This is a genomic window from Paenibacillus sp. FSL R5-0914, from assembly GCF_038004525.1.
In the GTDB taxonomy this organism is placed as follows: Bacteria; Bacillota; Bacilli; order Paenibacillales; family Paenibacillaceae; genus Paenibacillus_AQ.
On the sequence record NZ_JBBORH010000003.1, the window covers coordinates 1,340,799 to 1,357,225 of the forward strand.

Consider the following 16,427-nt stretch of genomic DNA (forward strand, 5'->3'; position numbering starts at 1 on the left):
TGTTTAGCTAAATTTTAATTGCACAGAATACAACTAAAGTTGAACCTAAGCCTGATTGGCCTGATTTAGTTGTATAGAGTGCAATTATTTAAATATTCGCAGAGGTTTTGTACAATGAAAAAGCTGCTCTATCGTAGATGAACTCTACTTTGGAGCAGCTTTTTTGTCGTTTAGATAAATGAGGGAGGATGAGGGCGTATATTACTCGTAGGTTTTGTTCAGAGAGCTAACTTGCTCTGGGAGCCAGTTCTTTAGATTGAGAAACTTGTACCCCGCCGACCGGGCTTTTGTCGTATCCATAAACCAGGATTGTTCAATTCCGAAGGGTGACATATGCTCGTCTGCGGTTTGCTTCTGGATGATGGCGTGTTTCTCTGTTTCTTCTTCAATCATTGTGAGAATATCCTTAATTCTAACCGTACCGTCTGAGCAAGCGTTGAACGGTCCTGTCATAGTAGAGCTACAGCCTAGCCAATATAGGAAATCAGCAGCTTCATCCGAACGGATAAAGGAGATATGTACTTCGGGATTCGGTATACCAATCGGCAACTCATTACGGACATGCTCAATATGAAAATGAAGTCTTCGCGTATAATCATCTATGCCCAGCACAATTGGAAAGCGAACCGCAGCGACTGGAAAGCTAGCCTGCTGCATGAAGACGGCTTCCGCTAGTCTTTTTCCCTCTTGATAGGTGAAATCATTTCGCCCTCCGTGGCGGATAGGGTAAGTCTCAGGATCGAAAATGTCCTCGGTCAGCGCTTCTTCACTGAAATCATAAACGGATAAAGTTGAGGTGAGGATATACCGTTCCGTTTTACCATCAAAAATCCGGCGTGCCTGATCCGCTTCGTCCGGTGAATAACAAATATTATCGAACACGACATCCCATAGTGTATCTCCTACCGCCTGAGCGAGCTCGTTTGCTTGGAAACGGTCCGCATGGATCCGTTGAACGTGATCTCCAAAGGAATCGCTAGTTTCCCCGCGTGTAAGTATTGTTACGTCGTTTATGGAATCTTGTAGCAATCGTTCAACTAACCTTTTTCCAAAAAAGCGCGTGCCGCCTAAGATAAGAATTTTCCTCAAAAAATATCACTCCTAACTAACATTAATGTTTATTTATAAGTCTAATTATAGGTTTCCATAGAAAGCAGGGGAATTGTACCTTAAAGAGTGATGAGTGGTGATGAATGAAGCATAAAGATATGTGAGGAGATTTCATTAGTGTGATTGTACTTTGTGCAATAGAATTTAAACTATATAGGACATAATTTGATTCTATTGCACTTTATACAATCAAAAGATGAGAAATCGACTTAAAAGTCACTTTTATTAAGAATCTATTGCAGATAGTGCAGTAGATTCGTTTTTGACCTAACTCACAAAACATACCTATCTCATCAAACTCACACTTTTCAAAACTAATATTTGTTCGGTTATAACGTAACGTAATGTGCTTCATTTGGCTAAGCGTACTCCAGTATTACGAAATAGCGTCACGAAAGACTAAGCCACCATCCGCATTCCTGGCTCGGAAAAGTTCCAGCCCATAGAGCTGAATCCGCCAGATTGGAAAGGTTGAACGCTTTGGAAGCTTTGGCTAGACACGGCCATTACAGTTTCTTGACTTTCATCTGCAAGGACAAGCTCAATCAACTCGGCGATTTGTCCTTGTTCATAGGCGGATGCAAGATGATTCAAGGCAATCTGTAGTTCCGTCTCCTGCAGTATGGAGGGGCCGTTAGATTGAAGAAGTTCTTGTCTGACTGCAGGGAGGGCTTGGCGGGCTCGATGCAGAGCAGCTTTGATGGCTCCTTCTGTGGTGTCGAGGATTTCGGCAGCTTCGCTTCCGGAGTGCTCGAATACATCGCGGAGCAGGAACACTGCTTGCTGCAGTGGAGACAGATGCTTCTGTAAGGCTTGAAAAGCAGCCTCAATCTCAAATAAACCATACTCTGCTGCTTCCTCTGTCCGTGGTTGATCCATTACCAGCACTCGTGACAACGTGGCTTTTCGCCGCATAATATCTGTCCAGGTATTTCTGGCAATCCGCAGGAGTAGCGCCTCAGGATTCGGATGATTCGTTAGCGAGCTGAAATTCGTACGACTTGTATGTTCTGAATTATTGTTCATTTGACTTGTATCGTTCATATCGCTCTTCAGCTTCGAATGTTTGGAAGTCTTCATATAGCCCAGTGCTTTGACCCACGTATCCTGAGCCAAATCTTCGGCTTCCCACGGGGATTGTGTCAGTGTAAGGCAATACCGCTTCAGGGCCATTTGCAAAGACGTGGTATGATTCTCATCCGGTTCATGGCCGGCGCTAAGCTTCTCAAGGCTGGTCACTCTGCATAACCCCTTTTCCGGTAAAGTGCTTTCGGTTACTTCTAATAATAAACGAATGAGCTCCAAATTAAGATACGCAATAATAAAAATAATATTTTGCCCGCTTAACGTATCCTATCCATAGACTAATCCGTTTACAAGGTAGATTTCAAATAAAATAAACGGATGGAGGTCGCATACGCATGGCGTACATTCCTTATGTCATTGAACAAACGAATCAAGGGGAAAGATCCTACGATATTTATTCGCGGCTCTTAAAGGACCGAATTGTGTTTGTAGGGGCGGAGATTGAGGATCAATTAGCGAATAGTGTTGTTGCCCAATTGCTGTTCTTATCAGCTGAGGATCCAGATAAAGATATACACATGTATATCAATAGTCCAGGGGGCTCCGTAACAGCGGGATTAAGTATTTATGACACAATGCAGCTCATTAAACCGCAAGTAAACACGATCTGCACAGGTATGGCGGCTTCCTTTGGTTCACTTCTATTGTTAGCTGGGGCTAAAGGTAAACGTTATGCGCTGCCGAATAGTGAGATTATGATTCACCAGCCACATGGTGGTGCGCAGGGGCAGGCCAGTGATATTGCGATTAGAGCCAAACGTATTTTGAAGCTACGGGAAGTGCTTGTTCAGATTACAGCGGACCGAACCGGACAGACGTTGGAGAAGGTGAAACAAGACATGGATCGGGATTATTTCATGTCAGCCGAGGAAGCAGTGGAGTACGGGATTATCGACAAAGTTATCACAAATCTGTAAGTCGAAGGAGTGAAGTGAATGATGCTGGAAGCTTTGCAGGGCAAAGAGGTAACCATTTATTTTGTAGATGGCTCTAATGCTAGAAAAGGCATTTTGGAAACGGTAACTGAGAAGTTTATCAAATATCGGACAGAATTTGAGGAGCTTTATATTCCCATGACTTCCGTCTGTTCCATCACACTAGATACTAAAGGACGGGAACGCGCCCGTGTAGGATTTACACAATAACCATTATCAGATTTAAAAATAGGGTTAGGGAAGCTTTCCCTAACCCGTACTTTCACGAATTGCCAAATAATGAGCTACATTTGCATGATGCTGAATACCAGTCTCCCCTTTAATCAGCTTGATTAAAGTTCGGGTAGCAGTCATTCCAATCTCCGTTCCGGAGTATTCCACCGAGGACAGCTTGGGACGAACGACAGAAGCGATAAAGCTATTATCGAATCCGAACACCGCAACATCCTCTGGCACCCGAATACCGTTATCGATCAGAAAATTCATCGCCCCTACAGCTATCCAATCTGTGGAGCAAAAAACCGCAGTAGGTAGTTCCCCGCTATCCTTAATCCGGCGCATAGCGTCACTTCCATCTTCTACGGCCATTCCACTTTCTACTACCCATTCTTCTCTTAAGGTAATGCCTGCATCCATAAGCGCTTGTTGATAGCCGCGATATCGATCGCCACCCACTGCATTATCTCCAGATACCCGGATCATGCCGATACTTCTATGTCCTTTTTGAATCAGATAAGTAACGGCTTCATAGGAAGCGGTAACATTATCCAGATGGACAGAAGGGATCGAATCAATCTGAGATTGTTCTCCAACTAACACGCAAGGTGACCCGGATTTCTGGATAATCTCCAAGTGCTCCTTACTCGGAACCGAGCCTACATATATATAACCCTCAGTCCCCATATGATGGAATAAGTTCAAATAATGAAGTTCACTATTAACACTTCCGTCTGTTAACCCGACCAAAACATCATAACCATATAGCTCGGCGAGATCACGTATGCCAATATTGAAATCATCAAGCACGGTATTACTGTTCTGCGGAATAATGACACCAATCAGAGGTGTATCCGGTCTACCTGCATCTGAACCGATGACATTAGGACGGTAATTCATTTGTTTCATGGCTTCCAATACACGCTTACGAACTTCCTCGTTTACCGGTTTGCTGTTATTGACAACCCTTGATACGGTAGCTATTGAAACGTCAGCCATTTTGGCTATATCTTTAATTTTTACCTTCAAGAATATCACCATAACTTTCCAATCTTGTATTCGTTCTAGAATATATCGCAAGCATATCACGGATAGCTTCAAGAATCCAAAAGATTGTTATTGACCAGGAAAATAAAAGATCCTATAATGATCGCATAGGAAAATAATTTCCTTGAATAAACCCTGAATAGATAGTTTTTTAGTCGATAATCTTAAGTTTTATTATGAAAATCACTAATTCGTGAATTGAATAGGAAAATATTTTCCTAAGAGGGTATATGAATACGAAGGAGCTGCATACATTGAACAGAACATGGTGGAAAGAAGCCACAGCGTATCAAATTTACCCACGGAGCTTTATGGACAGCAATGGCGATGGTGTTGGAGATCTGCAGGGAGTCATCTCAAAACTTGATTATTTACAGGACCTTGGCATCAATGTCATTTGGATCTGTCCTATTTATAAATCCCCGAACGATGATAATGGATATGATATTTCAGATTACCAGGATATTATGGCGGAGTTCGGCAGTATGGCTGATTTCGATCAGCTATTAAGCGAGGTTCATGCGCGGGGCATGAAGCTGATTCTGGATCTTGTTATTAACCATACTTCAGACGAACACCCTTGGTTTGTTGAAGCGCGTTCAAGCAAGGATAATGCTAAACGTGATTATTATATTTGGAGAGATCCTAAGGACGGTAAGGAACCGAATAACTGGGAGAGTATTTTTAGCGGTTCGATCTGGGAGCTTGACCCTGCTACAGAGCAATATTTCATGCATGTATTCTCCAAAAGACAGCCTGATCTCAACTGGGAGAATCCTGAAGTACGTCAGGAATTATACGGTATGGTCAATTGGTGGCTAGATAAAGGGATCGACGGCTTCCGAGTGGATGCTATCTCACATATTAAGAAAATCCCAGGTCTTCCTGATCTGCCAAATCCAGATAATCTTCCGTTCGTTTCGTCCGGTGCAGGTCATATGAATAGGGAAGGAATTCACGATTTTCTTCAGGAGCTGAAAGAGGAAACATTTGATCGTTATGACATTATGACCGTTGGTGAAGCGAGTGGTGTTAGTGTCGATCAAGCGGAAATGTGGGTAGGCGAGGAGCAGGGCAAATTCAATATGATTTTTCAATTCGAGCATTTAGCGCTTTGGAATAAGAGTGTTACGGGTGGCTTGGATGTTCTTGCGCTGAAGTCAGCACTTTCCCGTTGGCAAAAAGGTCTTGAGGGTAAAGGCTGGAATGCACTCTTTATCGAGAACCACGATCAGCCGCGTTCAGTTTCCACTTGGGGAAATGATGGTGAGTATTGGAAGGCATCGGCCAAATCGCTGGCTACGATGTATTTCCTAATGCAAGGAACACCGTTTATTTATCAAGGTCAAGAAATTGGGATGACTAATGTACGATTTGATTCCATGGATGATTATGATGATGTGGCGATGAAGAACCTGTATCGTTTAGAGACAGAAGCCGGAAAATCACATGAAGAAGTTATGGAGGTTATCTGGAAGAACGGCCGCGACAATTCTAGAACGCCAATGCAATGGGATGACTCTGAGAACGCTGGTTTCAGTAGCGGCAAGCCTTGGATGAAGGTCAATCCTAATTTCACGGAGATCAATGTGGAACGTGCGAAGCAGGACCCTGATTCCATCTATCATCATTATAAAAAGCTAATCGCACTTCGGGCCGCTAATCCTATTACCGTTTATGGAACCTATGATTTGATCCTGCCTGAAGATGAACGAATCTACGCTTATACTCGTACACTTGGCAATGAGAAATTGCTGGTCATGTCAAACCTGACTTCAGAGGAAGCGCTGTTCGACCTTCCGTTTGATTTGGAATTTGACTCCAGTGAGTTGCTGTTGAATAACTATGAAGTTGACCCTGCCGAGAAGATCGAGACAGTGGCATTACGCCCTTACGAATCTCGTGTGTATATGCTGGTTAACGCGCCTGTAGAGCAAGAGGCAATTCTTAAGAGTGTGCCTGCAACAACGGTTTAATTATTTTAATAAATGCAAGAATGCCCCTCGGCCAATGGCTAAGGGGCATTCTTTTTATTAATTATCAATTATTTGCTCTGTTCGCCATCATCCGTAGAAGATAAATCCGGCCGTTGCAGAATATAACTATTAGACATATTCAGGAGCCGCTGAACGGCATCAAATTGCGCTTGTGTCGAACCGCCCTCAGTTTCAGAGCCGTCGATTAGGTTATAGTTATTTCCATCATCGTAATCGACACCAGTCAAGTACAAGCTTGTGTCATTAATAAAAGAACCAGTAGGAAGAAAATGTCTAACAGGTAGCAGATTGGTCTGTTGATTCATCAGATCTTCTCCGAAGTGGAGCTGGTCCTTCATAGAAATCCCTAACAGATTAGCTACAGTTGGTAAGATGTCAATCTGACCGCCAGTTTGGGTATACACAGTAGGTTGGTCTATGCCGGGGGCATGAATTATGAAAGGAACGTTGAACATATCGGTATATCCATACTCGTGTCCGACCATTTCCTCCATTAATGATTTCTCATTGCCGTCAAGGGAATACAGGGATACACCTTGATGATCTCCGTAGAAGACAATCACGCTATCGTCCCATAACCCGCTGGACTTCAGTTCGTCTAGAAATTGTCCCATGGCGTAATCCGCATAATTTTGGGCTAAAACATAGTCGCCGACTAAGGTCCCTTCGTACCGTTTAGGCAACGTCATTTTAAATTTAGATTCTGGCATTTTATAAGGGTGATGAGCACTCATAGAAATGACCATCGCGTAAAAAGGATCGTCTTTAGCATCCATTTTGACTAATTCAGGAACGGTCTTGGCATACAGCACCTCATCAGAAGATCCAAATGCGATATGATCATCATCTCCATAGAAGGACTGATCGTAGTATTTATCAAAGCCTAGCACCTTGTATAAGGTTTTGCGGTTCCAGAACTCCACGCTGTTGGTGTGAAAGGTGGCCGTGTTATATCCATTAGCTTTCATCAGCTTGGGCAGGCTCGGAAGCTCCTTAGTCATATAGTTGGACGAAGTGGCTACTTCGTGATGAGGAACATATAGCGAGGTGTTCACTACAAATTCAGCATCCGATGTTGTTCCTTGCCCCGCATTTGTATAGAAGTTATTGAAATAATGTTCGCTTGAAATAAGTTTATTTAGATTGGGAGTTACTTCCTGTCCGTCAATGCTTAAGCCAAGTAGGAAATTCTGAAAAGATTCCATTTGCACTACAATGAGATTTTTACCTTGAGCCGCTGCCCAATACTTTGGTGAGACTGGCTCCGTAATTCCCTTTGTAGCGTCCACAGACTGCTGCGTAATTTCTTTGTTGTCGATCATTTCTTTCTTTTCTGTGGTGTCGGCAAAAATGGTATATACCTCGTAATTGAGAATCCCCATACGCTCTGCCTTTTTGTTCTCGTTCATACTGGCATGATTCGGCCAAATATTAAAGACACATATCGCAAGTGAAACACTGATGATCCCAAGTAAGGCGGTTCGGTTCATACGCCGGTTCATGCCTCTTTCTTTCCAGATCGCAATATATTTGGGACGGAACATAAAGAACATGAAGACTACAATATCCACAAAAATGAACAAATAGTAAGGATCCAGCAAGGAGTATGTGCTTTCTCCGACCTTGGTTACCTTATCTGCCTGTTCCAAAGCATGGTAAGTAGCAATTACGCCGTAATACTTGTAATACATCAGGACGGCAAAATAAATCACTGAAATTAATAAGTTCGCAATCATGTAATACAGAAACTTCCGTTTGGAAGCCATCCACTCAATGAGTCCAAAGACGATAAAGAAGAACGGGATCTCTGTGAGCAGCATGCTCCAATTAGGGCCGTCACTAAATACTACGAACCAGGCCACTGCGCATTTTAAGAGCAGGATGAAGCTAAAAATTAGAAAGGGCTTATTTTTTATTTGAAAATCTTTTTTCACTCGTAATCATCCTCTCTGGTGCAAAACACACTAAAATCCTGCATAACTCTGTATGTTGTGGGAATCCGTTGCAATATGCCGATGCTTATTATGCTCTTGAAGTTTTAGTGTGTCAAAAGACGGACGAGAGACCTAGAGCGCAGCAACAAGCGATTTATGCCATATAAACAGTTAAAATCAGCTTCAATCCTAAACTACAGGTTAAAGCGTATAAATTGATTTGAAAAATTACAGTTTCTCGCAACTTTACATAATATTCCACAGTCTATATAAGAAGATTGAATACAGTGGGGGTCTCTATTGTTGCAGATCAACAGTTTGACCCTACCGATTCTAAAAGGAGTGATCTTAAGTGGGAAGACAAATTTCAAGCATTAAAATTCAGATAAGACGAATAGGTATTGTAGTTGTTGGGGCAGCTATTATCCTAGCTACAGCCTCACCATTATTCGTAAGAGCGGAAAGTGTTGTGAATTTCCCGGATGAAAAGAAGTTATTGTCTGGCATCACAGGACTGGATGCGGGGGATAGAAGCGCTTATGCCATCACTGCGGATGGAACAGCCTGGACTTGGGGTGGTGGATACGGCTCTATTGGTAATGGGGCAACCACACCAGCGTATACTCCAGTCAAAATGCGCATCGATCATGTTAAGCAAGTTTCAGGTGGCTACCGTCATAATTTGATGTTGAAAGATGATGGAACAGTGTGGGCAGTAGGGGGGAACGAACATGGACAACTTGGCACTGGAGCGCAGTCCTCGACAGTCCTTCTAGAGCCGGTTCAAGTGAAGGGGCTAACGGATGTGATTTCTGTTTCAGCAGGAGACACATTTAGCTTAGCGCTTCGCAAAGACGGAACGGTATGGGCGTGGGGAGGCAATGAGCAAGGAGAACTCGGTGATAATTCGGGGAAAAACGGGCTAACACCGGTGCAGGTGAAAGGACTACCCTCCATTTTAGCTATAGCTGCAGGATCGAATAATTCAGTGGCACTTGGGAACGGCGGAGAGGTGTGGGTATGGGGCTCATCTAAAACTAGAGGCATTAAAAAGGATGCGGTTCTAAAGCCTACCCTACTTAAAGGCGGCGGGGAGTATAGAGCTGTTGATACTGATGGGTGGAATGGAGTAGCTTTGAGATGGGATGGTACCGTTTGGTTATGGAATAATTACACAGATATGAATCCGGGTGGAACTTTACAGCCGATTCAGATTCCAGGACTCACTGATGTCGTATCGATGACAACGGACTCTGCTGTAAAAGCCGATGGAACCGTATGGCAGTGGAGAGTTGGCGATAAGAATAAGATGAATGTTAAACAGATTAGTGGTATTCAAAATGCAGTTTCGATTACCAGCGGGAACAGAAATCATTATGTGCTCTTAAAAGACGGTCATGTTCTTGCATGGGGAACGAATGAATTTGGACAGACTGGGTTGGGGGTTAGAGATTTTATGATTGACACGCCTCAGCCCGTGAAGAAATCGATACAGGTCCTGTTGAACAATAGTGAAATGGATCTGACTATGCCTCCTTTACTGCTCAACAATTCTACTTACGTTCCTTTAAGAGGAATATTTCAGCAAATGGGAGTGGATGTACGTTGGGACGTTCCTTCGAGATCAGTTATTGCCGTGAAGGAATCTACATCTACTACGCTGATCTTAAATTCGATTAATGGACAAACGACAGTGAATGGAAAAGTAATAGCCACAGATCAAAAGCCAGTCTTTATTAATGATAGTGTATATGTACCTTTAAGATTGGTGAGTGAAATGTTAGGCGCTAAGGTAGAATGGGATGCCGAAGCTTACGCTGTTCAAATCCATTCAAACCAATAAAAAACAGCTCGAAATTCTTAATCATGATGCTGATGAATATTGGATCAATGGGACAACGTATAATAACCCCAATGATCATTCAATTAGGATCTTGAAACGGATGGGCATAGGAACAACGGTAATATTGGGACAAAAACGGGTAAGAGTATACATTACGGCCCTCTTTATATTCATTGCAGTGCTGTTGATCGGAACTGGTGAATGGCCGTTCAGGATGCCACTGAAACTGAACGTCTCTACGCGGAGTTGAAAGGGTGGTGAGGTTTCTCATTGAGTTTAAAATAAACGTATGAAGTAGCCCCCTCTTGTGATAGAATAATCTAGTTGTCCAAGTTTCCGGAAATTTACTCCATTCCAGCGATTTTCATTAGATATATAGGTGGATAATCGAGGAAATATGAGCATTCAAGAGTATTAACAAGAATCCTTGAAGATTTTACACAATAAACATCAATTTTTGTCGGTTTTTATTGATTTATTCAAAAATATTATGTATAATCAGCCTTGTTGATTTTGCAAATGGAATTTTAGGAGGTTTTTATTTTGGGAAAAGCGTTAATTATTGGCGCTGGCGGTGTTTCCAGTGTTGTTGTTCACAAATGCTGCCAGAACCCGGATGTATTTGAAGAGATCTGCATAGCTAGCAGAACTGTCGCGAAATGTGACGCTCTGAAAGATAAATTAGCCGGAGGCCGCACGAAGATTTCTACTGCTCAGGTCGATGCAGATAATACGGACGAAGTCATTGAACTGATCAAGAGCTTTGAGCCGGATGTCGTTATTAATGTCGCTCTCCCATATCAGGACCTGACAATCATGGATGCGTGCCTGGCAACAGGAGTGCACTATGTGGATACTGCCAATTATGAACCACAAGATACAGCGAAATTTGAATACTCTTGGCAGTGGGCTTACAAAGAAAGATTCGAAAAAGCAGGCCTTACCGCGTTGCTTGGTAGTGGATTTGATCCAGGTGTAACGGGCGTGTTCACAGCTTACGCTCAAAAGCACTATTTTGATGAGATTCATACCATTGATATTGTAGACGCCAATGCTGGTGATCACGGATATCCATTTGCAACAAACTTTAATCCTGAAATCAATATTCGTGAAATTACAGCCAATGGCCGCTATTTCGAGAATGGCGAGTGGATTGAGACTGCACCGCTTTCCGAGAAAAAAGTATACGATCTTCCGGAAATTGGACCAAAAGATATTTATCTTTTGTATCATGAAGAATTAGAGTCTTTGGCCGTTAACATCAAGGGTGTAAAGAAGATCCGTTTCTGGATGACCTTCTCGCAGAATTACCTGACTCACTTGAAAGTGCTTGAGAATGTGGGCATGACTTCTATCGAGCCTATCATGTATGAAGGAAAAGAGATCGTTCCTCTGCAATTCTTGAAGGCTATTTTACCGGACCCAGCTTCTTTGGGACCAAGAACAAAAGGAAAAACGAACATTGGATGTATCATCCAAGGAACTAAAGACGGAAAGCCAAAAACTTATTATGTATACAATGTTTGCGATCATGAAGAGTGCTATGCAGAGGTTGGCTCCCAAGCCATTTCCTACACTACAGGCGTTCCTGCAATGATCGGAGCGATGTTAATTATAAAAGGTATCTGGAAGAAGCCGGGCGTATTCAACGTTGAAGAGTTCGATCCAGATCCATTCATGGAAGCTTTAAATAAACATGGTCTGCCTTGGCAAGAAGATTTCTCGCCAACGCTGTTAGACTAAGGCGCGATAATGGATATAGATATCAGCGCGGTCCCGTCACCATGTTACCTTGTAGATGAAAGATTGCTTACACGTAATCTTGAGATTATGAATTCTGTACAGGAACGCACTGGAGCGAAGATTTTGCTCGCGCAAAAAGGCTTCTCCATGCATTCCTTGTATCCGTTAGTTGGGAAGTACTTGCATGGTGTAACCTCGAGCTCCTTGTTCGAAGCCAGACTTGGCTATGAAAAGATGGGCAAAGAGGTTCATGTGTACGCACCAGCTTATATAGATAGTGAGTTTGATGAGCTCCTTGGATACTCCGATCACATTGTGTTCAATTCTTTTGACCAGTGGAATCGATTCAAGGATCGCGTTAAGAATGCACCGAAACACATCAGCTGCGGCATTCGAGTGAATCCGGAATATTCCGAGATCGAAGTTCCGCTGTATGATCCGTGCTACAATTATTCCAGAATGGGAGTAACTCTCCCTAACTTCAGACCGGAAGAGCTTGAGGGCATTGATGGACTACACTTCCATACAATGTGCGAACAGAATTCGGATACACTTGAGCGTACGCTCAAAGTAGTCGAAGAGAAGTTCGGACCTTATCTCAAAGGAATGAAATGGCTTAATTTCGGTGGCGGTCATCATATTACACGCCCTGATTATGATCTGGAGACCCTGGTGAAGTGTATTCTACACATGAAAGAGACTTACGGTGTGGAAATCTATCTGGAGCCGGGAGAGGCAGTAGCTCTCAATACCGGATATCTGGTAGCTACCGTTCTTGATGTGATGCATAACGGAATGGACATTGCGATTCTCGATACCTCAGCAGAGTGCCACATGCCGGACGTACTGGCTATGCCGTACCGTCCGAACATTATCGATGCTGGACAACCTGGGGAATTTCCTTATACGTACAGATTAGGTGGAATGACTTGCCTTGCGGGAGACGTTATCGGAGATTATTCCTTCAAGGAGCCTTTGAAATACGGCGACAGACTCGTATTCCTTGATATGGCCCATTATTCCATGGTGAAGAATCATATGTTTAACGGTGTGAATCTGCCTTCTATTGTTAGTTACAATGAAGAAGAGGGAATCAAAGTAATCAAACAGTTCGCTTTCGAAGATTTCAGCGAACGTTTATCTTAAGATTAATAAAAAGGTGTCCCGTGATGGGACACCTTTTTTTGATTACTCCTTATTGCATCGTGATGGCGATGCGCTCCTCCTGTGGGAGCCACTCGACATTTGCTCCGAGCTGCTCACTTATAAAGCGAAGTGGCAGATACATCGAACCGTTTACGATGAAGGGTAGTGTAGGAAGATTCACGGATTTATTGTTCACCATTGTCGCTCCAGTTACACCGTTAATACTGATGGCGAGAGCCGGTTTATCTGTAGTGGTTCGTGTGATCATAATTTGTTTATCTATTGTTTTCGCAGCTGTAATGTTCTCTTTATAGGTAATTGTGGCTCCTAATTTTTCGAACAGCGATCGAAGCGGGACGAAATTTTGTCCGTTTCGAGTAATAACTCCATTTGAGAGTGGGATAGATTCTCCGTTTAAGGAGATCGAAATAGGCTTTTGCACTGGAACGGGCCCGGCATGGCTGAATTCATAGTCGCCATAGCCCAGCTGTGCGTCCTTATTGACGCCCCAGCCCCAGAGTGAGCCGTCTTTCTTTTGCATGATGATATGTCGTCCACCTTTCTTTAGGCTACTTACTTCTTTTTCGAGAAGTGTGAATTTTGAATCTGCGGGCATCATTTCGTTTTCAATAGAAGTTTGATAGACGTTTCCTTCCCCGGTTAATGCAACAATAGAGCGCTCTACGATGTAAGCATCAACTACATTCTTGATCCCTTTTAGAAGAATCGGTGGTTGTTCATGATAGGTTGTTCCGTCTGAAGAACCTGTAATGGTAGCACCCCAGAACCATAATTGAGAGGCCCCATCAATGGCTAATAGGCTGTTCTGATTTCCTTTTAAACTTTTAATATTACTGATTCCCTTGAGAAGGGTCGCAGATAGATCTATTGGAGCTCCTTGGTTCTTGTAATAATCTTGGACTGGCCAACTCCATATGGAGCCGTCCTTCTTAAGTGCAAGATTGTTTTTGATTTGAATAATATCCGTTAAATTCTGGATGGTTTCGAAGCTTTCGAAGTCATCGCGTGTAGTAGAAATAGTTCCATCTTTCTTTAAGAACACGTAACGTGTCCAGCTCTTATGAAGATCAGACTCATAGTAACCGCCCACAGCAGTCACGTTATCGACGCCGGAAACGGGTGTGAACGCGGAGGTAGTGAGTCCATCGGACGAAAGGGGGGCGCTTAGAATCGTCCCGTCTTCCTTAAGGGCTATCGTTCTATTTCCCGTCATGAACATATCGACCAGATTGTCTAGCTCTTGAACGGGGGTCACTTTAACAGCTTCAGAGTATGCCGATGTTCTCCATTGCCAGACCGAAAGGTCTTTCTTCATTACATATTGGGAACCAAAGTATGCTTGTACCTCATTCAGGTCATGGATTTGCGTAGGGACGGAGCGATTACCTCCCCATACCCAGAAGGAACCATCTGTTTTCGTCAGATAATCCGCGCCATACGAAGTGAGGTTGGATGTCGTGGTTGTGTTCTCTGCAGCTGCAGCTGCGCTTACGTTACAGGCGAGGCTTAATACTAGAAGAGCACTAACCATGCTGATCCATTTTTTTTTCATAGGAATACCTCTCTTTTTCTTATTAGATAAATTTGATATGTTCACGATATAATCCATTATCTTACATTTAGACGCTAGAACTACTGGAAAAGTTTCTTCATATTTACCCGCTCACAAGAAAGGTCTCATGTGATACAATAATTTAGTCTGTTTTAAATAAAGAAAGTATAAGTTTCACACTATACTTTATCCTTATATTTCACGCATACACACGTACCGTCCTTATAAAGACGCCGAAGGCGTTTATGCTTGATTAGCTATTGAAAGGTTCGTATCTGAGGAGGAAGTCAGCGTCAATGAGACATGCACCGTTTATTGCAGTGGAAGGCCCAATCGGGGCTGGAAAAACAACATTAGCGTCTATGCTAGCAGAGGAGTTAAATTTACCGATCATTAAAGAGATTGTCGATGAGAATCCGTTTCTAGCTAAATTTTATGAGAACATGGACGATTGGAGCTTTCAACTGGAGATGTTTTTTCTCTGTAATCGGTATAAACAGCTTGAAGATACCGTTACACAATACATAGATAAAGGGATCCCGGTCATTTCGGATTACCATATTTATAAGAACCTGATCTTTGGAGAACGAACGCTGAATGGAACGAAACGTGAAAAGTATCGGCAAATTTATCATGTGCTTACGGATGACCTGCCAAAGCCAAATATTATCCTCTATATTAAGGCCAATTTAGATACGTTATTAAACAGAATTGAAAAACGTGGGCGGCCCTTTGAAGAGGGGATGGATACTGCGTATTTGGAGCAATTAATTAAAGATTATGATGACGCGATGGCCGCTCTTGCCATTCAGGAGCCTTCGACCGTTATTATTACCATTGATGGAAATGCAGTCGATTTCGTGGAGAATCCAGAACACTTCACTGAAATTGTCTCTTATATAAAGGAGCTAATGAAATGAATTCATATCATATCCCGGAAAATGCCATAATTACCGTGGCTGGAACTGTCGGGGTGGGGAAATCCACTTTAACAGGCGCCTTGGCCAAAAGACTTAATTTTCAAACCTCGTTAGAGCAGGTCGATCACAATCCTTATCTCGAAAAGTTCTATCATGATTTTGAGAGATGGAGCTTTCACTTGCAAATCTATTTTCTTGCTGAACGTTTCAAAGAGCAGAAGAAGATGTTCGAACTTGGCGGTGGTTTTGTTCAGGATCGTTCCATCTATGAAGATACCGGTATTTTTGCGAAAATGCATGCAGATCAAGGTACGATGTCCAAAACGGACTATGAAACCTACACCAGCCTGTATGAAGCTATGGTTATGACGCCGTACTTCCCGCATCCTGATGTGCTGATTTATATTGAAGGCAGCCTGCCTTCCATCCTGACCCGAATTAATGAACGTGGCCGCGAGATGGAAATTCAAACGGATGTTTCCTACTGGGAACATATGCATGGCAGATATTCGAAATGGATCAACGAGTTTACAGCTTGTCCAGTGCTTCGTTTGAACATTGATGATTATGATGTAAATGATGAGACTTCGATGTCTGATATTCTTGTGAAGGTGGGCAATGCGATTCGTAAGCCTGCTGATAAAATATAATAATTAATGGTTAGAAGCCCCCGGGATTTGGGGGCTGTTTTTTTATGAAATCAGAAAGCGAATTAAGCGATATAAACTGAGTTTGAGGGATGATTTGTAAAAATAAAAAAAGACCCAAATCATAGATATGGGTCTAATAGGGAAATGTCAGTTGTCCTAGTGATAAAATACGAAAAACAATACAAATTGGTGTGGACATTGTAATCTACTCAAGGGCCAGCCCCTAT

General features: G+C 42.7%; 14 protein-coding genes. 9 read left to right on the forward strand and 5 right to left on the reverse strand.

From position 1 onward, the window contains the following. Positions 1-201: 201 nt before the first annotated feature. The gene (locus MKX60_RS28995) at positions 202-1,089 is read right to left on the reverse strand and encodes an NAD-dependent epimerase/dehydratase family protein (protein WP_341061686.1); all 888 of its coding nucleotides are present in this window, start codon (positions 1,087-1,089) and stop codon (positions 202-204) included. A 420-nt stretch (positions 1,090-1,509) separates the two neighbouring features. Further along, positions 1,510-2,349 (reverse strand): RNA polymerase sigma factor, encoded by an 840-nt coding sequence (locus MKX60_RS29000; protein WP_341061687.1) that lies wholly within the window; start codon positions 2,347-2,349, stop codon positions 1,510-1,512. A gap of 182 nt (positions 2,350-2,531) precedes the next feature. Here MKX60_RS29000 and clpP point away from each other — a divergent pair, with 182 nt between their 5' ends. Together clpP and MKX60_RS29010 are read left to right on the forward strand one after the other, a co-directional pair. Continuing rightward, positions 2,532-3,113 carry an ATP-dependent Clp endopeptidase proteolytic subunit ClpP gene (clpP, locus tag MKX60_RS29005; RefSeq protein ID WP_341061688.1) on the forward strand — a complete coding sequence of 194 codons (582 nt, stop codon included), beginning with the start codon at positions 2,532-2,534 and terminating at the stop codon, positions 3,111-3,113. Between the two features lie 18 nt (positions 3,114-3,131). Continuing rightward, positions 3,132-3,341 (forward strand): hypothetical protein, encoded by a 210-nt coding sequence (locus tag MKX60_RS29010; RefSeq protein ID WP_231573413.1) that lies wholly within the window; start codon positions 3,132-3,134, stop codon positions 3,339-3,341. 39 nt (positions 3,342-3,380) lie between these two features. Here MKX60_RS29010 and MKX60_RS29015 read toward each other — a convergent pair whose 3' ends face one another. Beyond that, a complete protein-coding gene (locus MKX60_RS29015) occupies positions 3,381-4,376 on the reverse strand; it encodes a LacI family DNA-binding transcriptional regulator (RefSeq protein ID WP_339802246.1) in 996 nt (331 codons plus the stop codon). 272 nt (positions 4,377-4,648) lie between these two features. Between MKX60_RS29015 and MKX60_RS29020 the strand changes: the two genes are divergently transcribed. Next, positions 4,649-6,370: a glycoside hydrolase family 13 protein gene (locus MKX60_RS29020; RefSeq protein WP_341061689.1), complete on the forward strand. Its 1,722-nt coding sequence runs from the start codon at positions 4,649-4,651 to the stop codon at positions 6,368-6,370. Positions 6,371-6,438: 68 nt separating this feature from the next. On the opposite strand, the gene MKX60_RS29025 is transcribed toward MKX60_RS29020, so the two are convergent. Further along, positions 6,439-8,325 carry an LTA synthase family protein gene (locus MKX60_RS29025; RefSeq protein WP_341061690.1) on the reverse strand — a complete coding sequence of 629 codons (1,887 nt, stop codon included), beginning with the start codon at positions 8,323-8,325 and terminating at the stop codon, positions 6,439-6,441. Between the two features lie 352 nt (positions 8,326-8,677). Here MKX60_RS29025 and MKX60_RS29030 point away from each other — a divergent pair, with 352 nt between their 5' ends. The 4 genes from MKX60_RS29030 (at position 8,678) to nspC (ending at position 13,057) form a co-directional block, all read left to right on the forward strand. Beyond that, positions 8,678-10,168, forward strand: coding sequence for a stalk domain-containing protein (locus MKX60_RS29030; protein ID WP_341061691.1), 1,491 nt, complete (start codon positions 8,678-8,680; stop codon positions 10,166-10,168). After that, positions 10,128-10,418 (forward strand): hypothetical protein, encoded by a 291-nt coding sequence (locus MKX60_RS29035; protein ID WP_076298590.1) that lies wholly within the window; start codon positions 10,128-10,130, stop codon positions 10,416-10,418. The genes MKX60_RS29030 and MKX60_RS29035 overlap by 41 nt, the downstream gene beginning before the upstream one ends. Before the next feature lie 293 nt (positions 10,419-10,711). Then, the gene (locus MKX60_RS29040) at positions 10,712-11,911 is read left to right on the forward strand and encodes a saccharopine dehydrogenase family protein (protein ID WP_042126167.1); all 1,200 of its coding nucleotides are present in this window, start codon (positions 10,712-10,714) and stop codon (positions 11,909-11,911) included. 9 nt (positions 11,912-11,920) lie between these two features. Beyond that, positions 11,921-13,057 (forward strand): carboxynorspermidine decarboxylase, encoded by a 1,137-nt coding sequence (nspC, locus tag MKX60_RS29045; RefSeq protein ID WP_042186699.1) that lies wholly within the window; start codon positions 11,921-11,923, stop codon positions 13,055-13,057. A gap of 49 nt (positions 13,058-13,106) precedes the next feature. On the opposite strand, the gene MKX60_RS29050 is transcribed toward nspC, so the two are convergent. Further along, a complete protein-coding gene (locus MKX60_RS29050; protein ID WP_341061692.1) occupies positions 13,107-14,630 on the reverse strand; it encodes a stalk domain-containing protein in 1,524 nt (507 codons plus the stop codon). Between the two features lie 296 nt (positions 14,631-14,926). On the opposite strand from MKX60_RS29050, the gene MKX60_RS29055 reads away from it, so the two are divergent. Both MKX60_RS29055 and MKX60_RS29060 read left to right on the forward strand, forming a co-directional pair. Next, positions 14,927-15,550 carry a deoxynucleoside kinase gene (locus MKX60_RS29055; RefSeq protein ID WP_076283243.1) on the forward strand — a complete coding sequence of 208 codons (624 nt, stop codon included), beginning with the start codon at positions 14,927-14,929 and terminating at the stop codon, positions 15,548-15,550. Next, positions 15,547-16,200, forward strand: coding sequence for a deoxynucleoside kinase (locus MKX60_RS29060; protein ID WP_042186705.1), 654 nt, complete (start codon positions 15,547-15,549; stop codon positions 16,198-16,200). The genes MKX60_RS29055 and MKX60_RS29060 overlap by 4 nt, the downstream gene beginning before the upstream one ends. Positions 16,201-16,427: the final 227 nt, after the last annotated feature.